Below are 16,801 nucleotides of genomic sequence, written 5' to 3'. Positions count from 1 at the left end.
TGATCAAGTGCCTGTGGGTCTTAACATTATTGCATTGGTTGCCCTCTTACCCTAACCCAGGGGGGTCAAAATCTCTAGAGCCTTTTCCGTATAGACCGGGACCACGCCATCAGCAAGAAACTTTCTCCCAAAATGGGAGATATCTAAAGAGATGCTCTGTGCGCTGCAGATCCGGAGGAGCTCTTTGACTTAATAAAGTAGCAATTTTGGAGAATCGATCTGAAGCATATAGAAAGAGAAATCATCTGTAAATGTACAAAATTCATGAAAAGAATTACAAATACCAATAAAAAATATCAAAAAAGGTCGTTTTATTACAGAGATTCTTAATAATTAAGGAGTGATCAGAATGGCAAAATTTGCAGTTAAACCGATTGAGTCTCTTGAGATGGAGTTTGCTGATGGGACAGTAAAGGAAGCAATATTCACTAAGGAAGCGCTCTATTTGTTTCAACATGAATTTGGAGACATGGAGGAGCTTATAAAAACAGAACTACCTATCAAACCATACGACTTTATGTCAAAGGTACTATACAGCGGGATGAAGATGGCAGACAGGACTATTACGCTTGACGAGGCAAAGATGATCCTGATCGGGGGCGGTGAGGAGATCATGCATGAGATTGCTAGACTCTTGACTGATAATTTCCTTGCAACGGCAACAGAGGACCAGAAGGAGATGTTCATGGAGAAAATCAAGGAAACCAATAAACAGATAGAACAAGTCCTGCTCGAGGCTGCAGAGCTGGAGGAAAAAGCTAATGAATAGGATCCTGCAGATGATAAGGTGGTGAAAATATGGCAAGGGTAATAGTAAAGCCTCCGGAGCCATTAGAAATTGAGTTCTCTGATGGAACGTCAAAATTTGCGACATTCAACAACGAGGCATTCATTCTCTACACTTACGAGTATGGACCACTCAATCAAGCAGCATTTGCAGATATGATATCCAAGCCTTACGATTTCACAGCCAGGGTCCTACATTCTGGTATGATGGTCCACGATCGGAATGTTACACTCGAAGAGGCAAGGAATATAATCGTCTCCGGTGGAGAGGATCTCCTACTTGAGATATCAAGGCTTATGACAGAGAACTTCCTTACGGGAGCTGAAGCTCAGGAGCTGGATAATAAGTCAGTCAAGGCTATCACTTCACAAGCTCCTCCATCCACTGATCAAGGGATAGACAATGCTTTCTGGGAAACCCTATATTATAGCTATTGCATAAAACTCTCAAGGCCAGAGGTGGAGTTCTACAATAGCACAACAGCTAAGGTTCTTAGGATGCTTGATATCCATACCGGAGGATTAACAAGGAAGCAGCCAGTGGAACAGGTTTATTCTATGAGAGATTTCTTAAAATAAGGCGGTGAGTAAATGAGTTTCAGAGGATATAAACGGTCAATTAAACTTGAGTTTGACTATAATGAGGTTAAGGCCGGGGTGCCAAACGTCAGGAAACAGATGGCTATTTTGAACGCTGAGTTCAAAGCCTCTTCAGCTGAAGCTACAGCAAGCGGTAAAGCAGTGGATGCCTTGGGGGTTAAATTCGACTTCTTAAAAAATAAGATCTCAATACTCAAGAAGGAAGTTGAGCAGCACAAGGAGAAACTTGACCAGGCAAAGGCAGCTTATGGAGATAACACGAAGGCGGTCCAGAACAACACAACCAATCTTCAGATAGCAGAGGCAAAGCTGAAGGAAGCCAGGGCTGAGCTGGACGCAGTTATAAAGGAACTTGACAAACAAAAGACCATTCTGGGTAAGACTTCAGAAGAATGGAAAACCTTCGGGGATAAGGCAACAGAGATTGGTAAAGATCTAACTACTAAGGTCACCCTTCCAGTACTAGCAGCTGCAGCTGCTAGCTTCAAACTTGGAGCTGATCTAGAGGATGCAATGGGTAAGGCTAGGGCAGTCTTCAAAGGATTCTCACAAGATATGGAAGCGTGGTCTGAAAGGGCATTTACAAACTTTGGTCTTGCAAAGACCACCGCCCTCGACATGGCCAATGCTTTCGGAGCTCTGGCCAGCGGGATGGGAATAAACACTCAGCAGACAGTTGACTATTCAAAAGCATTAACGCAGCTCTCAGTTGACATGGTAGCTTTCCATGGTGGAAAGCTTGAAGTAGCTCAGACGGCTCTGACATCTATATTCACTGGAGAGACTGAAGCTCTTAAGAAGTACGGGATCGTAATGACTCAAGCAAACCTGCAGCAGTTTGCACACTCAAAAGGGATCAGAGAGAAGATCTCTGAGATGACAGAAGCGGAGAAGGTCCAGCTGAGATATGATTTTGTTATGGATAGATCAAGGGATGTCATTGGTCACTATAGCAAGGAGCAAGACAACGCTACAACTCAATTATTGAAGTTTCAGGAGGGGCTTAAGAAGCTGGGAGAGAGTTTTTCAGAACAGATCCTTCCGATGTTCCTGCCATTTATCGAATTTACAAATAACATGATAGAGAAGTTTTCGAATCTAAGTGATGGAACGAAGACTCTAATCGTAACTATCGGAGGTATAGCTGCAGTAATCGGGCCGGTCATTCTTGCTATTGTTGGACTTTTCAAAGCAATCTCTATAGTTAATGACGGAATGAAGGCAGCGAAAGGGCTCATGGACGTGGTCTCCGGAGCTGGGAAGGCTTTCAATACTCTGCTGGATAGTACGAGATTCCTGGGATTCTTGAAGTGGGCTGGTATCATTGCCGGAGTTGCTGTTGCATTGTTCGCAGTGGTGACAGCCATCAACTTCCTGATAGGTAAAGGAGGGGAAATGAACTCCTTTATAAAGAATATGTCAGACATGTTCGGGACAGTTACTAATGGGATAAAAGAAACTACTTCGTCCTTCAGTTCAGTTACCCCAAACTATGTGAATGGTAGCCATAGAAACGGTCTTGATTTTGTCCCTTTCGATGGTTATATCGCTCAGCTGCACAAGGGTGAAAGAATAGTACCAGCTGAAGAGAATCGAAAAGGCTCGGGAGATAATTATGTATTTAACCTAAATGTGCGGATGGATGAGATTGATGATGTGTCCAAACTGGTAAGAGTGTTTGATAATTTCAAACAGGCAAAGAGAGCAGGGGTAGTATAGAAAACCACAGTTCATTTGATTGTTAAGACACCCTAAAAAACCCTGGATATTTCATTGAAGAATCCATTCATCAATACGTCCAGCATGACGCTAAAAGGCTTCCACCTCTTTACCACTCTGTGGATTGCCACCGCAGAGAGGATTTTTATTTTAATTACTTGTTGACAGTAAAACATATCAATGCTATTATAAACATAATAAAACTAATATAAGAATATTAAAACGTAATATGAAAGGGGGTTAAGTTATGGGAATAGAAAATCTGCAAGACATCAACACTATCAAAGAGATAGCTGATTTTCTGAAAGTGCATCATAGTACGATCAGGAGAGCAATCGAAGCGGGCGAACTAAAGGCTCTAAAAGTAGGAAAATCATGGAGGGTTGAAAGGGAAGCTGTAATCGAATGGTTGAAGGATAAATAATGGAACCGAGGGAGGGAAAAGTTTGGAGAACTTAACGACAACTATTGAGGTTAGAGAAAAACTTGAGCAATATTTAAAGACTTTAACCCTGGATGAACTATGGGAGGGTCTGCTAAAAGCAGTGGAGTACATCAGATCGAATGAAGAATAACAGAAAAGGTATCCAGCAGCCGGCAAGCTTTGTCTGAATACCTTTAGAGAGCCCATCAGGAAGATGGTACTAAGCAAATTATATCATCCTTCTGATTCAAATCAAAGGAGGTTAATAAAATGATTAATGTTGTGCAGATGAACGACTTATACTCAGAGGAGATTCTAAAGGAAAAAAAGCAGGCAAGAGAAAACCAGATAAACAGACTTAAAGCACTAGGGATTGAACCAACTGAGGAGAACATTCAGGAACTTGCCCAAAAAGATAGAGAAATGACGGAAAGATTACTTGCGGAGACTCATAAGAAGGAATTAGAAGATAGAATAAAGGAAAAGGAATTAGAAAAAAGAACCTTTCGCGGTAAATTATTTGAGACGGAAGAAGAAGCAGAGTATCATCGAAAAAAATGGAGAGAGGCAGGAGTTATGGTAGATACGCTCGAAAAAATATATAGTAACTGCTACCCTCATGAGCTTCCTCTGTTAGTTATGAAGAGAATTGATGACTCAGTAAGGCTCAAGAACAACCCTATCTCAAATGATTTTGAACTTACTCTAAAATACTATCTCCTAGGTAAAGTTGACGGGATCAGATCAGAGAGAGCTAAAAGAAAAAACATCCTGACTTCCCCTCAAAATGATGAGAAGTTGGAGGCTCAATAAGTTAAAGGTCAAGGCTCGAAAGAGCCTTTTTTGCTTTTTCATATTTTATTTTCTTTATCTTGCCACAAGAGGGCATTATAGGGTATATTTTAGACAAGAGGGGGAGGTTGGATGAAACCAGCAGACTGGATTAATTTGATTGTTTCTATTATTGTTGGAGGACTAGCTATCTATAGCGCATGTACATCTAAAAGAGTTGAGAAAAACATCAGACGGATGCTCGATATTCAGTCATACAATAAAAATAGAAATCGAATGCTGAAAAATATGAATCATTGTATTCAGATTCTAATCGAGGATGATGCTATTAGCTTAACTAATATATCTGTGATACAGTCATCTATACATAAATTAAAACAGTATCCCAACATATTCACTCAGGAAGAGAAAACGAATATGGATTCAATAATAAACTCCCTTAAAGAAGAAGTAATAAGTGATACTAAGAAAAAGGTATTATTGGACAATCTGAATAATTTGAAAGCTAAACTAGACAAAGGAGATGCGATAATCGATGACGAAAAGTGATAAAGTTTTAGATCTTATTGTTAGCTTGATTAATCTTACCAAACGTTCACTGTATAAATGGGAAGTAGTATCTGAATATTTAGACAAGAACCGCAATGAAAGATTAAGACATTTCTTGATCTCTAGCAATGAGTATTATGATGCTTTTGAGCATGAAAGGCCATACTTGAGTGAGTTCAACTCATATTGCACCAAAATAGACACCGGTTTGATTTATTTATTCTCATTCTATGACAGATCAAAAGAGGATTACTATTATATATTAAGTGCTCAACAATCTAGTTCGGGCGAGATCATTGAATTAAATCTTGAACATCAACTTCAAGAGTCACTATCAAGTCTCAGATACCACATTAAAGACCAAATAGACTCTATCGACTCTTTCGTTGATTCAATTATCTCAAAGGGTAAGTATTTAGATGACAAGTAAGTTATCATACAGTAATAAGACAATAGAGCTATGTTCTAAGAAAAGATTATATAAGAATAGAAAATATTTGATTCAGCTACAAAGGTTAGCGCAAGATCATAAACTACCTAAGAACCTATTGGCCGGGATATATCTAATAGAAACGAACTTCAGGCCGATGACGATTAGGTATGCAGAATATGTTATGACCGTATTTGGAATGATACGGAATAAGATTTCTAAATCACCGTTCAAAAACTATACAATTGGACGATGCCAACTTGGGGTAGCTTATATTTTGAAATACTACGACAAATACACTTACAAGCATGTTAAGAAAATATACAGTTTGACTATTAGAGATTTTGGAAACATTATTAGATCGATGCACTATAAAGAAAATTTCAAGATATGTGCAGTTATGATTGAAGATATTTACAAACGAGCCTTAAGAACAACCGATGATTTTAATTTACAACTCAGAATTATCGGACAGGCATTTAATGGAAGGTACTCATATGGGTTATTGCTTGAAGAGGTAGTGAATTTTTTGAACAACAATGAATATTATAAAAAAATCTGCCAGGATTAATCTCCTGGCATTTTTGTGAAATCATAAATCGGATAGGAACAAGAAGATTTTAGCAAGTTACCAGCAAGTTAAACTAAAACGCAAAAACGTGTAAAAATAGACATTTTAACCACGCATCAAAATGCCCTACAAGGCCTCTGAAATTAGTTAGACATAGTAAAGTATGGCTGATTTACCCATGTTTTTGGGGCATGGGTAGTGGTGAGCTTGGCTCTAATAAATCTCAGATATCGACAAAGAGCTAATAGAAATTGATGAGAACCTGATTAGAAACGAGCTGCACTTTACAGAGAGAGCGGATCTCTTACTAAGAAGAAAGCAGATATACGAGGAGTTGTATCCGGAGACTAAGAGAGAAGCAACACTTAAGCAGAATCTACCGAAAGACGGAATCCGACTAACGGAAAAACCCTCATTCGTAGCAGACACCTCAGAAAAAACTGGCAGGAGTGAAACCGTCATCAAAGAAGAGCTCCAAATAGCAAAGAACCTTGAGCCAGAGGAAAAGAAAGTAATCAGAGAAGCAGACTTGCCAAAGACAGACGCTATACAGCTTGCGAGGATGCCCCAGGAAGAGAGAAAGCCGATAATAGACCTAATAGCCAAAGGTGAGGTTAAAAGGGTCAGGGAAGTCCAACCAGAGCCAGAGAATAGGAGGTTCATATGGAAAAAGTAGAAACTCTTACAATTCAAGAAGTATCCGAAATACTTGGTAGAAATCCTCAGTTTATACGTAGAGGAATCGCTCAGGGCACACTCCCTATAGGCGCAGTAGTCCGGGGAGAGGGAAAGGATTCCTTCATCATACCGAAACTCAGGTTTGAAAAATGGGTGAACGGCGATGACCTATAAAATCTTATCAAATAGTAGGAAATGGAGTAGTAAGAAATTAATGCCAAATTCTATTTATCCATTTGAAAGGAGGAATATCCGTGACAAAGTTAAAAGAAAGAGTAGTAGAAATCGAAATAGTTGATATTAACGATAAGGAGCTTGAGCGTATAAGGGAAGACTTTTTAGACCTGATGGTCGATAAGTTTATAACCTGGCATGCGGCGAGAGAAAAAGATTATCAAATGGATATCAGTTCAAGTAATGGGGGAAAAGATGATTAAAAGGATATCAGTGCAGGAAGCTCACAAAAGATCAGGTCTAGCCGTCAATAATTTATATGGACTACTAAGGTCCGGAAGATACAACTGGGGTGAAGCATTAGATCCTAAATTATCTGGAAATAAGAATTGGGTGTATCTGATTTATGAAGATTTATTTATGGATTGGCTAAGGGAAAGGAGTTAAAGGAAAGAAGATCTACAAGAGTTGGTTATACCTTAGATTATCAATAAAGGATGGGGATCATGAATTTTGAGATTAGCTTAAACTCAAACGATAGCCATAAAAATATCAGAACAAAGGGAGAAAATCTTATTGCATTGCCAGAGAATTATACAGTAATAGACATAGAGACTACTGGCCTAGATCAGAGATTCGACCAAATCATTGAGATTGGGGCAATTAAAGTTGTTAATAATGCTATAGCTGATACTTTTGAGTCTTTGATACAGCCTAATCCAGGTTTTGTATTAGGTGATGACGATGAATGGCATGAGGAGTATGTTGATGATTTTATTACTGAACTAACTGGAATAACTAATGAGATGCTCAAAGCAGCTCCTACCCCTGAGGAGATATTACCTGAGTTTGTAGCCTTTATTGGAAAAGATATTCTTCTCGGGCATAATGTTCATTTTGATATAAACTTTTTATACGATCTGTTGTTCGAAACATTAGGATATAGGCTATGTAACGATTTTGTTGACTTACTTAGATTATCGAGAAAAGTATACCCACATTTTGAAAATCACAAATTAGCTACATTGGCCAGTCAATTGGGAGTAAATGAAATTAAAGGCCACAGAGCATTGTCGGATTGTAGGATCACTCATGAGTGCTTTCAAGAGTTAATTCAAAATTTGTATGTTAATAACATTGATCTAAATTCCTTGTGGAAGTCAAGATCAGGGTCGAATAGAGCAATAGATTTACGTGATTTAAAACCAGAAGGATTTGCAGTAAACGAGGATCACCCAATCTATGATAAAAATTGTACTTTTACTGGCAAGTTGGAGCGCATGGATAGAAAAACAGCTGCTCAAATAGTTGTCAACCTTGGAGGCAAATGCCTAAATAGTGTAACAAAAGAAACGAATTTCTTAGTACTAGGTAATTTCGACTATTGTTCTAGCATCAAGAACGGAAAAAGTTCTAAGCTAAAGAAGGCAGAAGATCTCATATTAAAGGGGCAGGACTTGAAAATTTTAAGTGAGGATGTTTTCTATGACTTTGTTACAGGATGTTAGCTAAGGAGATATAGTTTTACCATGGTGCACATATATACATATCGATATGACCTCTCAAAATGCGATTGCAGCGATTAAAAATCAAGAGCCATCCAATGGGGCTCGCAATGCTACTAAATACTCAGGGTGGACCGAGGAACCCAGAATCCATTGAAGTAAGAATAAGTGTCACCTATAAGAAAACGAAGAATAATAATTAGGTGAACACATTGCAAACACTAGTACACAAAAGAATAATTTTAGCCACCTTTTAGCCACCATGACATAATTTATAAGGGTATAAGAAAACATAATATAACATATTAAACATTGAAAAATACACAATATAAAATGTGGTAATACATAACAATTAATCAAAACTCAATCCAGTTGGTCGGGGGTTCGAATCCCTCTGGGCGTACCAAAACAAAAAGCACTACAAGCTTCCTTCTTGAGAAAGCTGTAGTGCTTGATTTATTTTCAAACCTCTACAACATTTGAAACATAGTTTCCACTGGATCTAGTATCGGAAGCTTGGTTAGTTTTTTAAGCTCAGTACTCAAATATGGAAAATGAGTACACCCAAGGATGATTGCATCCGCACCAATAGTGTTGTAGAATTGAACTATATGATTTAGTGCAAACTTTTCTATTATAGCCTTAGCAGGAAGATTAGCTTCAATAAGTATTACAACTGGTAATAAAGCTATGCCAACCACATCGATCTCAGGATTGACACCCAGCATAATTTTCTCAATTCCTGAGGAGGTTTGGTTATTTGCAGTTAGCAGACCAACGAAACTGTATTTGGAAGCAATGGATTTATAGGCTGACAAAGGAGTAATTATCCTGATTTCTTCCTCTATGGAAATTGCTTGGAAATCCACAGCCGTACTCAAGGAGTTGCAATAAACTATAATAGTATCTCTGCCCTCATCCTTGATCCGTCGTACAAGCTTGCGAATATCCTCTGCAAGCTCATTAGGCGACAAGATCTGAAGGCTGGATTGCTCCTCGGGGGATGATGAAACCGGATACCCCTTAGCAGCTATTCCTTTTGCGGCGAAGAAATCCACTCCCATTTGTGTATCGACATAAGTTCCAGCTATGATACCAATTCCACTGCGGTCCATAAAGACACCCCTTCGTTAGCTGTTTTTGTGCATCAAGCGATTGTTGGCATTCACCCGATTACAATACCAGAGTAACACAGCAAAGTGACTGAATCAAGGTTGATTTTATCAAATATTGGCTTAAGCTTAACACTGTCAAATATAAAGCTGTGATATAATCAAATCAAATGCGAAGTGGGAGGGTAATTGAATGTCGATATTATTAAAACCCATCAAAACAGATAAAATAGTACTTAATAACCGCCTCGTCTTGCCACCTCTTGAGACTACAAAGGCAAATGAGGATGGTACTGTCAACAAAGAGTTGATAGATCATTATGATAAAATGTCTAAAGGCGGATGTTTCGGCCTTATCATAGTTGAGCATTCATTCATTTCACATCAAGGTAGAGCTAGTGAAGGTCAGCTTTCTGCAGCAGAGGATTCAAATATTCCCGGTCTAAGAAAGTTAACGGAAGCGATCCATTTAAACGGATCCAAGGTAATAATGCAGTTGAACCACTGCGGCAGCATGGGCAATCCGGTAATTACGAAAAGTGAAGTAATAGGACCTTCAAGCATAGTGAATCCTCGGAGCAAGGCACAAATGATGCCTAAGGAAATGACGAGGGATGATATCTCTGGAATTATCAGGGAATTCAGTAGTGCAGCGAAGCGGGCTAAATTATCGGGATTCGATGGAGTGGAGATACATTCCGCACATGGATATTTGCTCAACCAATTCTACTCTCCGATCACAAATAGAAGGACAGATGAATACGGAGGAGATATAAGAAACAGGATCAGGCTTCATTTGGAAGTGATCTCATCTGTTAGAGAGGAAGTAGGCGAAGAGTATCCGATCCTGCTAAGGCTTGGTGCTTCTGACTATAGGGATGGTGGAACCACGATCGAGGACAGCATTTTAGCTGCTGTGGAGCTTGAAAAAGCTGGCATAAGCATAATCGACATATCAGGAGGGCTTTGCGGCTATACACTTCCTAATAACTCAGCGCAAGGGTATTTCAGGGATTTAAGTAAAGCAATAAGGAACAGAGTAAATATACCCGTAATATTGACCGGAGGAATAATTGATCCGTTTTCTGCTGAGGAAATTGTTGAGCAAGGATATTCAGACTTGGTAGGAGTGGGACGAGCAGCATTAAAAGACCCAATGTGGGCATGTGAGGCAATAGAATTACTAAAAGGATAGAATAAATAGAACAAGATTAAGACTTAAGGAGCTGCATAATGAAAAAGAACGAAGCATTTTACATACTAATGGTCCTTGCCGGCTCAGTTCTTTGGGGGACCACGGGGACAGCTCAGCATTTCGCCCCGACTGGTGCATCTCCACTCTCCATAGGTGCAGTAAGGCTTGCTATTGGGGGGTCAGCTTTAGCCATTCTGGCATTATCAAAGGGTGCGGTCAAAGGCAAAGATATTTGGCTTAATCCAAATACCTTCATCTCAGCTGCAAGCGTGGCAGCATATCAGCTTTTCTTTTTTGCTGCTGTACTTAAGACAGGGGTAGCAATGGGCACAGTCGTTGCAATAGGAAGTGCGCCTGTATTTGCAGGTATTTTTTCAATGATTATGGGTAGAGAAAAACCTGACACAAAGTGGCTTCTTGCAACACTGGTATCGGTGGTAGGATGCATTCTTCTGATTACCGGTGGTCAGGAGCTTTCAGTGAACATAAATGGAGTGCTGCTAGCTCTTGCGGCTGGAGCGGCATATGCTGGCTACACTGCCTTCAGCAAACAATTGCTGGATAAGTACTCAACCTTCGCAGTAACGGGTGTGGTCTTCTTTATTGGCGCAATACTTCTTTCTCCGATGCTTGTTTTGTATGACCTTAGCTGGCTGAAATCCGTTCAAGGAATAGGGGTAGCTCTTCATTTGGGACTTCTCGCAACAGCTCTGGCATATGTCCTTTTTACTTATGGCCTGTCTGGGATTTCAATGCATAAGGCCGTGACCTTATCTCTTACAGAGCCTGCAACAGCCTCCATGCTTGGTGTATTCCTATTGAAGGAGCAGTTGTCTCCTGTATCGTGGATAGGCATAGCTCTCGTATTTGCAGGTTTAATAATTGTATCGGTTAAAAGGTCAGAAAAAAAGCTATAAATTTACAAAAAACCTTGTCATGCAATTGACAAGGTTTTTTTTTAGCCATATAATTATATCAACTAATAGAATATGATTCCAATGAGTGGAATTACCGGAGAGTGAAATAGATGCAAAGCGTAGATAGAATATGCAGGATCATAGAAGCAGTTGTCGACTCAAAGGACGGCATAGGTGTAATTGAAATAAGTGAGGCAGTTGAATTGCCTGCAAGTACCACCCACAGGATACTTTCGTCCCTTGTTGATCTGAACTACCTAGTACAGGACAGAATAAGCAAAAAGTACACCCCAGGAAGAGTTTTGTTTTCTATATCTGGAAAGCTTGTAAGGGAGAATTCCCTGGCAGAATTGGGCAGACCATTCCTCATGGATCTGTCTGATAAAACAGGGGAGACCGTACATTTTTGCGTGCTCGAGGATTACAAGACCTACCTGGTAGACAAGGTCAGATCAAATAAAAACCTTACACACACATCAAACATGAGCTTTAGGGATGAACCCTATATAACGTCCTTTGGGAAGGTTTTATTGGCTAATATGAGCGACGACAAAATTGAGGAATACCTTGCCAACACAACACCTGTAAGAAGAACCCCTAACACTATAACAGACAGGGAAGAGCTAAGGGCTGAATTTAAGAAAATCAAGGATCAGGGCTATGCCATTGACAACGAAGAAGCAGAGGAAGGACTGTTTTGCATTGCGGCACCTATCCGCGATTCAAAAGGCCAGATCTCAGCTGCAATGAGTATATCTGGTCCTGCCTTCAGGATAAAAGATGACTTTGATAAAAATCTGAAATTTGTATTGTCAGCCGCTGGCGAAATGACCAAGGCAATTGGATGGAAACTTAGCAACAAAGAAAGATAAACCTAACTAATACTGATCATATAGTTGAACAACTGGGGGATAATTATGGCAAAAAAATACAAGGTTCTATTGATAATGGTATTCGCTATGATATTGGGTTACCTGCCTTGGTATAACTTTTCAGCAGTATCTAGCTTCATCCAGTCAGATCTTTCTCTGACCACAGCAGAAATGGGTACCATTCTTTCTGTTTTTCAAGCAGGTTATGTACTGACTGTAATTTTTACAGGCTGGCTTGCCGATAAATTTGGAAGAAAGAAAATAGTTTCCATAGCGACCCTTCTTACCGGATTATTTTCAATATTGTTCTCTCTGTTGGCCACGGGCTTCGAGAGCACGTTGTTTTTCCGAATACTTACAGGTCTCAGTGCTGGAGCGATTTATGCACCAGGGATAGCTCTATTGACCAATTGGTTTGACAAAAAGGACAGAGGGATGGCTGTTGGTGCTTATACTGCTGCATTGACTATAGCATATGCCGGAGGCTACTTCATAGCTTCTCCCATAGCTGCAGCCAGCGGGTGGAGATCAGGGATATTCTGGACATCAGTGCCAGCCCTTATCGCAGGATTTCTGCTGATACTATTTATTGAAGAAAAACCAAAGGATACAACGAGTCCTACATCTCAAAAATCAAGCCTTTCCTCTGAAAAGATGATAAATAAGAAGTTCAAAAATACTGTAATAGCAATAGCAATAATAGCTTATGCCGGACACATGTGGGAGCTTTACACCTTCTGGGGCTGGATAGGTAATTACCTATCTTCGGTCATTTATCTCGGTGGTGCATCACAAGCCGAAGCCGTAGCCAATGGAGGGAGGATAGCGGCGTATGTAATACTTCTAGGCGCTCCCTCGGTATTTATAGTTAGTTACATGTCAGATAAACTTAACAAAATACGACTGATCATGGCAGCATCGATTTTCAGCATACTTGGTGAACTTGCATTCGGGCTTTTGAGCAGCATGAGCCCTGCCTTGGTAATAGCCATAGCTCTATGGGTAGGTTTTTGGGCCGTTGCTGATTCTGGGATATATAAGGTCATACTCACTGAATATGCCGATTCAGATAAAACAGCTACGCTACTTGGAGTACAGTCTGCAGTCGGTTTTGGTGCGACGATAATTTCTCCTTACGTATTTGGCAGAATATTGGGAAGTGTCAACAAGGGTCTTTCAATGACGATAGAGTACCCCAACTGGGGATTGCCTTTCATGATACTTGGAATAGGAGCTTTGGTATCACCTTTGGCGATGATTTATCTTTCAAGAGTTATGAGGAAATATGCTGAATAGAAAATGGATCAAGAAATGCAAAGTTGGCAGGCAAAAATTGGGAGGTGAATTTTAAGTCTGTCGAAGCTTTTAAGTGCTCAATAGAACCGCTAGTTACAATTTCAAAGGGAGGTATTAGATGAAACCGTTATTTGAAATCATGCAAGCCGACGAATTTGAACAAGTCGTTTATGGGTACGACAAGCACTCTGGATTAAAGGCATTGATATCCATCCACAACACTGCATTGGGACCTGCATTTGGGGGGACCAGAATGATGCCCTACGATAAGGAAGAGGACGCCCTGGCTGATGTTCTTAAGCTGGGTAAGGCTATGACCTGGAAAAATGCAGCCTGCGGAATCGACTTTGGTGGTGGAAAGGCAGTTATAATCGGAGATGCTAAGAAGGACAAAACAGAAGATCTCTTGAGAGCCTTCGGCAGGATGGTAGAGGGCTTGTCAGGAAGATACATAACAGGGGTCGATATTGGTACAGATGAAAACGATATGATCATCGTACGCAAGGAGACCAAGTACAATGTAGCACTGCCGGAATCCTATGGAGGAGGAGGCAGTACATCTGCAGCTACTGCATTTGGTTGTTTTGAAGGTATAAAGTCTGCTGTCAATGAAGTCTATGAGGACAAGTCGCTTAAGGGTAAGAAGGTTGCCATCCAGGGTGTAGGAAATATTGGGTCGGTTCTTGCAAAATACCTTATTGAGGCTGGTGCTGAGGTCATAGTAGCTGATGTCAATGAGGATTCAGTTGCTAGGCTTAGAAGCTCACTTCCTGTGGAGGTCGTTAAGCCGGATGAGATACTTGGACTTGATGTAGACATCCTTTCACCCTGTGCTTTAGGAGGCATACTTAACGACGATACTATCCCAAAACTAAAGTGCAGGCTAATAGCAGGTTCAGCAAACAACCAGCTTGCCGATGAGAAAAAACACTCTCAAATGCTAAAGGATGCAGGGATAGCATATGCGGTAGATTTCATAATGAGTGCAGGTGGTGTAATCAACAACTCGCACCAATTCATTGGCTACAATAGGGAAAGGGCATATAATCAGGTAGCAGGAATAGGAAATTCAATAACCAAGGTATTTAAGATCGCAGCAGAGAGCAACACCACAACCTATGATGCAGCTATGATCCTGGCTAAGCAGAGGATCGATAGTGCAATAATGAGAAAGAGCTATTACCTTAAGTGATATTAAAGATGTATTAAGTGATCAATTAGGAGGGATAACAATGGCAAAGAAAAAGAGCATATTGGATCTGTACAAAATGAAAGAAAACAAGGAGAAGGCAACCTGGATAACTGCATATGACTTCCCTATGGCATCCTTTGCTGAGCAGGCAGGTATGGACATGATCCTTGTTGGAGACTCACTTGGAATGGTAGTTCTTGGTTACAAGGGTACAGTTCCTGTAACTATGGATGATTGTATATCACACTGCCAGGCAGTAAGAAGAGGAGCTCCAAATACATTCGTGATCGGCGACATGCCTTTTGGCTCATACCACACCACTGACGGAGAAGCAGTTGCAAATGCTGTCAGGTTCCTTAAGGAAGCAGATTGCGACGCGATAAAGCTTGAGGGTGGAGTCAGAGTTGCAAGCAGGATAAAAGCGATTGCTGATGCGGGTATAGTAGTATTTGGTCATATAGGCTTAACTCCTCAAAGCGCCGGACAATTGGGCGGCTTCAAAGCACAAGGTCTTTATGTAGACAGTGCAAGAGATTTGATCAAGGATGCACTTGCTGTACAGGAAGCGGGAGCTCTTGCCCTATTGGTTGAGGCAGTACCACCTGAACTGACGGAGTTTATAGCCAAAAAGCTGACCATACCTGTATATTCTATTGGTGCGGGTCTTCCTTGCGACGGGCAGCTGATAATATGTGGAGATATGCTGGGCTTGTTCCAGGCATTTACACCTAAATTTGTTAAGAAATATGCCAATGTTGCTGAAGTGATCACAAATGCATTTAAAGAGTATGTGGACGATGTAAAGACTGAGAAATTCCCTGAAGACCAACATGTTTACCACATAAAGGACAGCATTGAAGACTTCCAGAAGCTATTCAAGGAGTTTGAATAATCAATAATAAAATCAGGAAATGGAGATGAGATGATGAGTGAATTATTACAACAAAGAAAAGACAAACTGTTTGGAAACCACGTATTGACAGTAACGCCTCTTCACGAAGATGGGACTATTGATGAAGAATCCACTAGAAATCTAGTTGACTATGTAATAGACAGAGGGGTACATGGTATACTGACCCTTGGAAGCACAGGAGAAGTATTCGCCCTTACTGAAGCAGAAAGAATGCAGTATGTGGAGATAGTTATAGATCAAACCAAGGGAAGAGTTCCCGTTGGAGTTGGTGTAAACGATTCTTCAAGTGACAGGGCTGCAATGCTTGCAAAGCACGGAGTGGAGCACGGTGCAGATTATATTTTTACAACCGGCCCATACTATCATCCTCACAGAAATGACGGCATCTATAGACACATAAAGCATATAGCTGATTCAGTTCCTGAGCATCCTATAATGGTTTATGATGGTGGAGCAGGAATCGAAATGGGACTGCCACTTTTAAAGAAAATGGCGGACGACATGCCAAATCTTCATTGCGCCAAGCTTTTCGTTCCATATGCACCTAAAATTGCAGCCTATGAAGAGGCAACAGGCGGTAAGCTTCAAGCGTGGTCAGGCCACGACCAGATGAACTACCTTATGCTTCTTTACGGAGCCAAGGGAATGACATCGGCTGCAAGCAACATCCTTCCAAGAGAGCAAACTGATATGTTCAACTTTATCCAGGAGGGCAAGATAGACGAAGCTAGAGAGATTTTCCTTGAGAAGCTGGCAACGATCAATTCATTTGCTTTCCCTAACGTTCTATCCTATATTCCTGCCTATAAAGCTGCATTGTACTGGATGGGAGTAATAAAGACTGACGTATGCAAGGTAGTAATGGAGCCGATCGATGAAATACAAAGAAGAGAATTGAAGGCTACCATGAAGAGGATAGGACTACTGTAACAGAGTTTACGTCTGATATTTAATATTCGCTAACAATTAATTTTAAGCGAGCCTATTATCGAAAGTTAATGAGGCTCGTTTTTACATATCCGAGTAAGAATTTATGGACTATTGTCTTTTAACCAAATGCTTGATAGAATCATCTG

Annotated in this window: 21 protein-coding genes; 20 read left to right on the top strand and 1 reads right to left on the bottom strand. The window is 40.4% G+C overall.

Annotated features, from left to right (window positions below; translation table 11 throughout):
* Nucleotides 1-349: 349 nt before the first annotated feature.
* From AC4PHB_RS07695 to AC4PHB_RS07635, 13 genes are all read left to right on the top strand, one after another.
* Complete coding sequence (locus AC4PHB_RS07695) at nucleotides 350-769, top strand: hypothetical protein (protein ID WP_492135870.1); 420 nt, start codon at nucleotides 350-352, stop codon at nucleotides 767-769.
* A 29-nt stretch (nucleotides 770-798) separates the two neighbouring features.
* Nucleotides 799-1,365 (top strand): hypothetical protein, encoded by a 567-nt coding sequence (locus AC4PHB_RS07690; protein WP_492135869.1) that lies wholly within the window; start codon nucleotides 799-801, stop codon nucleotides 1,363-1,365.
* A 12-nt stretch (nucleotides 1,366-1,377) separates the two neighbouring features.
* The gene (locus tag AC4PHB_RS07685) at nucleotides 1,378-3,105 is read left to right on the top strand and encodes a hypothetical protein (RefSeq protein WP_492135868.1); all 1,728 of its coding nucleotides are present in this window, start codon (nucleotides 1,378-1,380) and stop codon (nucleotides 3,103-3,105) included.
* A 247-nt stretch (nucleotides 3,106-3,352) separates the two neighbouring features.
* Nucleotides 3,353-3,529: a helix-turn-helix domain-containing protein gene (locus tag AC4PHB_RS07680; protein WP_492135867.1), complete on the top strand. Its 177-nt coding sequence runs from the start codon at nucleotides 3,353-3,355 to the stop codon at nucleotides 3,527-3,529.
* A gap of 22 nt (nucleotides 3,530-3,551) precedes the next feature.
* Nucleotides 3,552-3,680 carry a hypothetical protein gene (locus AC4PHB_RS07675; RefSeq protein ID WP_492135866.1) on the top strand — a complete coding sequence of 43 codons (129 nt, stop codon included), beginning with the start codon at nucleotides 3,552-3,554 and terminating at the stop codon, nucleotides 3,678-3,680.
* A gap of 119 nt (nucleotides 3,681-3,799) precedes the next feature.
* Entirely contained in the window at nucleotides 3,800-4,342 is a 543-nt protein-coding gene (locus tag AC4PHB_RS07670; RefSeq protein WP_492135865.1) for a hypothetical protein, read from the top strand.
* 111 nt (nucleotides 4,343-4,453) lie between these two features.
* Nucleotides 4,454-4,870, top strand: a complete 417-nt coding sequence (locus tag AC4PHB_RS07665) for a hypothetical protein (RefSeq protein ID WP_492135864.1) — start codon at nucleotides 4,454-4,456, stop codon at nucleotides 4,868-4,870.
* A 587-nt stretch (nucleotides 4,871-5,457) separates the two neighbouring features.
* Nucleotides 5,458-5,871, top strand: coding sequence for a hypothetical protein (locus tag AC4PHB_RS07660; RefSeq protein WP_492135863.1), 414 nt, complete (start codon nucleotides 5,458-5,460; stop codon nucleotides 5,869-5,871).
* 334 nt (nucleotides 5,872-6,205) lie between these two features.
* Nucleotides 6,206-6,547, top strand: a complete 342-nt coding sequence (locus AC4PHB_RS07655; RefSeq protein ID WP_492135862.1) for a hypothetical protein — start codon at nucleotides 6,206-6,208, stop codon at nucleotides 6,545-6,547.
* Nucleotides 6,535-6,723, top strand: a complete 189-nt coding sequence (locus tag AC4PHB_RS07650; RefSeq protein WP_492135861.1) for a hypothetical protein — start codon at nucleotides 6,535-6,537, stop codon at nucleotides 6,721-6,723. The genes AC4PHB_RS07655 and AC4PHB_RS07650 overlap by 13 nt, the downstream gene beginning before the upstream one ends.
* A gap of 80 nt (nucleotides 6,724-6,803) precedes the next feature.
* Nucleotides 6,804-6,986 (top strand): hypothetical protein, encoded by a 183-nt coding sequence (locus AC4PHB_RS07645; RefSeq protein WP_492135860.1) that lies wholly within the window; start codon nucleotides 6,804-6,806, stop codon nucleotides 6,984-6,986.
* Complete coding sequence (locus tag AC4PHB_RS07640; protein ID WP_492135859.1) at nucleotides 6,979-7,170, top strand: hypothetical protein; 192 nt, start codon at nucleotides 6,979-6,981, stop codon at nucleotides 7,168-7,170. The genes AC4PHB_RS07645 and AC4PHB_RS07640 overlap by 8 nt, the downstream gene beginning before the upstream one ends.
* 59 nt (nucleotides 7,171-7,229) lie before the next feature.
* Nucleotides 7,230-8,231 (top strand): exonuclease domain-containing protein, encoded by a 1,002-nt coding sequence (locus AC4PHB_RS07635; protein ID WP_492135858.1) that lies wholly within the window; start codon nucleotides 7,230-7,232, stop codon nucleotides 8,229-8,231.
* A gap of 467 nt (nucleotides 8,232-8,698) precedes the next feature.
* Here the strand turns inward: AC4PHB_RS07635 and AC4PHB_RS07630 are convergent, their stop codons facing one another.
* Complete coding sequence (locus AC4PHB_RS07630) at nucleotides 8,699-9,343, bottom strand: aspartate/glutamate racemase family protein (protein WP_492135857.1); 645 nt, start codon at nucleotides 9,341-9,343, stop codon at nucleotides 8,699-8,701.
* A gap of 190 nt (nucleotides 9,344-9,533) precedes the next feature.
* Between AC4PHB_RS07630 and AC4PHB_RS07625 the strand changes: the two genes are divergently transcribed.
* The 7 genes from AC4PHB_RS07625 (at nucleotide 9,534) to AC4PHB_RS07595 (ending at nucleotide 16,655) form a co-directional block, all read left to right on the top strand.
* Nucleotides 9,534-10,535, top strand: coding sequence for an NADH:flavin oxidoreductase (locus AC4PHB_RS07625; protein ID WP_492135856.1), 1,002 nt, complete (start codon nucleotides 9,534-9,536; stop codon nucleotides 10,533-10,535).
* Nucleotides 10,536-10,573: 38 nt separating this feature from the next.
* Nucleotides 10,574-11,452 (top strand): EamA family transporter, encoded by an 879-nt coding sequence (locus AC4PHB_RS07620; RefSeq protein ID WP_492135855.1) that lies wholly within the window; start codon nucleotides 10,574-10,576, stop codon nucleotides 11,450-11,452.
* Between the two features lie 110 nt (nucleotides 11,453-11,562).
* Nucleotides 11,563-12,324 (top strand): IclR family transcriptional regulator, encoded by a 762-nt coding sequence (locus tag AC4PHB_RS07615; RefSeq protein ID WP_492135854.1) that lies wholly within the window; start codon nucleotides 11,563-11,565, stop codon nucleotides 12,322-12,324.
* A 45-nt stretch (nucleotides 12,325-12,369) separates the two neighbouring features.
* Nucleotides 12,370-13,620 (top strand): MFS transporter, encoded by a 1,251-nt coding sequence (locus AC4PHB_RS07610; RefSeq protein ID WP_492135853.1) that lies wholly within the window; start codon nucleotides 12,370-12,372, stop codon nucleotides 13,618-13,620.
* A 118-nt stretch (nucleotides 13,621-13,738) separates the two neighbouring features.
* Nucleotides 13,739-14,812, top strand: coding sequence for a Glu/Leu/Phe/Val family dehydrogenase (locus tag AC4PHB_RS07605; RefSeq protein ID WP_492135852.1), 1,074 nt, complete (start codon nucleotides 13,739-13,741; stop codon nucleotides 14,810-14,812).
* A 40-nt stretch (nucleotides 14,813-14,852) separates the two neighbouring features.
* The gene (gene panB, locus AC4PHB_RS07600) at nucleotides 14,853-15,704 is read left to right on the top strand and encodes a 3-methyl-2-oxobutanoate hydroxymethyltransferase (RefSeq protein ID WP_492135851.1); all 852 of its coding nucleotides are present in this window, start codon (nucleotides 14,853-14,855) and stop codon (nucleotides 15,702-15,704) included.
* Nucleotides 15,705-15,737: 33 nt separating this feature from the next.
* Nucleotides 15,738-16,655, top strand: coding sequence for a dihydrodipicolinate synthase family protein (locus AC4PHB_RS07595; protein WP_492135850.1), 918 nt, complete (start codon nucleotides 15,738-15,740; stop codon nucleotides 16,653-16,655).
* The last annotated feature ends 146 nt before the right edge of the window (nucleotides 16,656-16,801 follow it).

The sequence above is a fragment of the Gudongella sp. QWL-04 genome (assembly GCF_058683975.1).
The sequence above is the reverse complement of the archived record's forward strand: the minus strand, read 5'-3'. Positions and strand labels throughout refer to the sequence as shown.